The organism is Streptomyces sp. NPDC006265 (assembly GCF_040613555.1).
In the GTDB taxonomy this organism is placed as follows: domain Bacteria; phylum Actinomycetota; class Actinomycetes; order Streptomycetales; family Streptomycetaceae; genus Streptomyces.
In genome coordinates this window covers 1-3,565 of the sequence record NZ_JBEXSH010000908.1, presented here as the reverse complement: position 1 = coordinate 3,565, position 3,565 = coordinate 1, and the positions used below count along the sequence as shown (strand labels likewise).

Below are 3,565 nucleotides of genomic sequence, written 5' to 3'. Positions count from 1 at the left end.
ACATCTTCGCAAGCCCAGCCGTGGCAGAACGGGCAGTGCAGCACGTCCCGGCCGAACCGCTCGGCGACCCCGGCGACCTCGGGCAGCTCGTCCTTCAGCGGCCTCGGCGTCCGGCGTGGCCGCGACGCGCTCCAGGAAGAGGCCCGCCACGGACGGCGGACGGTTCTCGATCAGGGTCTGTGTGTCGCTCACGACATCCTCCGGGGGCCCGCGACGATGCGGCTGGCTCAGGTGCGGCTGGGTTCACTCACGAGCCCTTGTTTAACTCGTGAGTAACTATCGAGCAGGGATCAGAGTAAAGGGCGACCGTCCCCCGCGTAAGGGGCTGCGGCCTGTCACTTCGTACCGAGAGCTACCCCGCGTACGCGCAGGGGCCCGCCGCACTTTCGCGCGACGGACCCCTGTTCAACCCGGATTGCGGTGTAACCCACGGTAATCCGTGACTACTTCTTGCCCTTGCCCGACCCCGCGCTGTCATCACTGGACAGGACCGCGATGAAGGCCTCCTGCGGAACCTCTACGGAACCCACCATCTTCATCCGCTTCTTGCCCTCCTTCTGCTTCTCCAGCAGCTTCCGCTTACGGGAGATGTCACCGCCGTAGCACTTGGCGAGGACGTCCTTGCGGATGGCACGGATGGTCTCGCGGGCGATGACCCGGGAGCCGATGGCGGCCTGGATGGGCACCTCGAAGGCCTGCCGCGGGATGAGCTCGCGCAGCTTGGCGACGAGCCGCACACCGTAGGCGTACGCGGCATCCTTGTGCGTGATCGCCGAGAAGGCGTCGACCTTGTCGCCGTGCAGCAGGATGTCGACCTTGACCAGGCTGGAGGTCTGCTCGCCGGTGGGCTCGTAGTCGAGCGAGGCGTAGCCGCGGGTCTTGGACTTCAGCTGGTCGAAGAAGTCGAAGACGATCTCGGCGAGCGGCAGGGTGTAGCGGATCTCGACCCGGTCCTCGGAGAGGTAGTCCATGCCGAGCAGGGTGCCGCGCCGGGTCTGGCACAGCTCCATGATCGAGCCGATGAACTCGCTGGGCGCCAGGATGGTGGCCCGCACGACCGGCTCGTAGACCTCCGAGATCTTGCCCTCGGGGAACTCACTGGGGTTGGTGACGGTGTGCTCGGTGCCGTCCTCCATGAGGACGCGGTAGACCACGTTCGGCGCGGTGGCGATGAGGTCGAGGCCGAACTCGCGTTCCAGTCGCTCGCGGATCACGTCCAGGTGCAGCAGGCCGAGGAAGCCGACGCGGAAGCCGAAGCCGAGAGCGGCGGAGGTCTCCGGCTCGTAGACCAGCGCGGCGTCGTTGAGCTGGAGCTTGTCCAGGGCCTCGCGCAGCTCCGGGTAGTCCGAGCCGTCCAGCGGGTAGAGGCCGGAGAACACCATCGGTTTGGGGTCCTTGTAGCCGCCGAGCGCCTGCTCGGCACCCTTGTGCTGGCTGGTGACGGTGTCACCGACCTTGGACTGGCGGACGTCCTTCACACCGGTGATGAGGTAGCCCACCTCGCCCACGCCGAGGCCGTCGGCCGACAGCATCTCCGGCGAGTTGGTGCCGATCTCCAGCAGCTCGTGCGTGGCGTTGGTGGACATCATCCGGATGCGCTCACGCTTGTTGAGCTGGCCGTCGATGACTCGGACGTACGTCACGACACCGCGGTAGGAGTCGTAGACCGAGTCGAAGATCATCGCGCGGGCGGGCGCGTCCGCGACACCGACCGGCGGGGGGATCTCGGCGACGACCTTGTCGAGCAGCGCCTCGACGCCCAGGCCGGTCTTGGCGGACACCTTGAGCACGTCGTCGGGGTCGCACCCGACCAGATTGGCGAGCTCCTCGGAGAACTTCTCGGGCTGCGCGGCCGGCAGGTCGATCTTGTTGAGCACAGGGATGATCTTGAGGTCGTTCTCCATCGCCAGGTAGAGGTTGGCGAGGGTCTGCGCCTCGATGCCCTGGGCGGCGTCGACCAGGAGGATGGTCCCCTCGCACGCGGCGAGCGACCGTGAGACCTCATAGGTGAAGTCGACGTGCCCCGGCGTGTCGATCATGTTCAGGATGTGCGTGTCGTTCTTGTCGTGGGTGGGGGCCCACGGCAGACGCACCGCCTGTGACTTGATCGTGATGCCACGCTCGCGCTCGATGTCCATACGGTCGAGGTACTGGGCGCGCATCTGCCGCTGCTCGACCACTCCGGTCAGCTGGAGCATCCGGTCGGCGAGCGTGGACTTGCCGTGGTCGATGTGCGCGATGATGCAGAAGTTGCGGATCAGAGCCGGGTCGGTACGGCTCGGCTCGGGCACGTGGCTGGGGATCGCGGGCACGCAGGGTCCTGATTCTTGAGGCGTCCGCAGTGTCTGCGGTCTCGGGTCGGATCGATACGTAGCCTCCATGGTCCCACGGGTGGGGACCATGGACGGGTTTGGGCCGCGGAAGGGGCCGCTGGTAGCCTGGGTGGCTGTGCCTCATGCCCTCTCGCATCGAGGCACGACCTCAAGAAATCACCCGGTGCGGGAATCGTGCGGTGTCCGTGCGGCCTCGTGCCAGAACCTGAGAAGGCTCATTCGTGGCGAACATCAAGTCCCAGATCAAGCGGATCAAGACCAACGAGAAGGCGCGGCTGCGCAACAAGGCCGTCAAGTCCTCCCTCAAGACCGCGATCCGCAAGGCCCGTGAGGCTGCTGCCGCGGGTGACGTCGAGAAGGCCACCGAGTACCAGCGCCTCGCCGCGCGTCACCTCGACAAGGCCGTCTCCAAGGGCGTCATCCACAAGAACCAGGCTGCCAACAAGAAGTCTGCGCTGGCTCAGAAGGTCGACGCGCTCAAGGGCTGACATCTGATGTGACGCCGGAGGGAATCGAGCGGGCCCTCTCTCATCCGCTCCCGTCCGGCACCCCCGGATCCGCGCGCGGCCTGCGTTCGCCACGCGGGCGCGGATCCCGCAGCTTGAACCGAAGGCCTCGCTTTCCGCCCTTCCCCAGGGCGGCCGGCGGGGCCTTCGGCCTGTTCAGGACCAGAACTCGTTGTTCTTCTCGATGTCCTCGACGCATTCGTCGAGGTCGGTGACCTTGTCGCCGACGATCCGGAAGAGCCGGCGGGCTGCTCTACCGCTGCGGCGGCGCGGAGTTCGTACTGTTCCGGTCCACGGGAGCCTCCCCCGGTGGCTTCACGCAGATGGCGCTGGAGGTCGAGGACATCGAGGCGGCGGTCGCCGAGCTGAAGCGGCGCGGCGTGGTCTTCGAGGAGGTGGACGCCCCCGGCGTCCGCACCCGGGGCGGGATCGCCGAGATCGAGGGCAACTACCCGAGCAAGGGCGCCCGGGGCGAACGCGGCGCCTGGTTCCATGACAGTGAGGGCAACTGCTGGGGATGGGCGAGCCGGTGTTCTGAGGCGGGGGCGGTCCCGGGAGCGAGCCGTGCCGGGCCGGCCCATGGAGGAAGGCCGCCGGGCCTGAGTCCGATCGGCCCGGGTCGGCCCCGATAGTGCCGCGGCAGGCAACGTTTGCCCGTTGAGGAGCGGCGTTTGGTGCGTGCTCTCGGCGTGCCGGCCGGAAGCCCTCGTACTGGACGTACTCGGG

General features: G+C 67.4%; 2 protein-coding genes and 2 pseudogenes. 2 read left to right on the top strand and 2 right to left on the bottom strand.

What is annotated here, in order from left to right; translation table 11 throughout:
- A pseudogene (locus ABZ281_RS42555) lies at positions 1-98 on the bottom strand (thioredoxin reductase); the annotation flags it as partial.
- 345 nt (positions 99-443) lie between these two features.
- Positions 444-2,312, bottom strand: a complete 1,869-nt coding sequence (gene lepA, locus ABZ281_RS42550) for a translation elongation factor 4 (RefSeq protein ID WP_356663403.1) — start codon at positions 2,310-2,312, stop codon at positions 444-446.
- A gap of 242 nt (positions 2,313-2,554) precedes the next feature.
- Between lepA and rpsT the strand changes: the two genes are divergently transcribed.
- Positions 2,555-2,821 (top strand): 30S ribosomal protein S20, encoded by a 267-nt coding sequence (gene rpsT, locus ABZ281_RS42545; RefSeq protein ID WP_031103817.1) that lies wholly within the window; start codon positions 2,555-2,557, stop codon positions 2,819-2,821.
- Between the two features lie 215 nt (positions 2,822-3,036).
- Positions 3,037-3,377, top strand: a pseudogene (locus ABZ281_RS42540) (VOC family protein).
- The last annotated feature ends 188 nt before the right edge of the window (positions 3,378-3,565 follow it).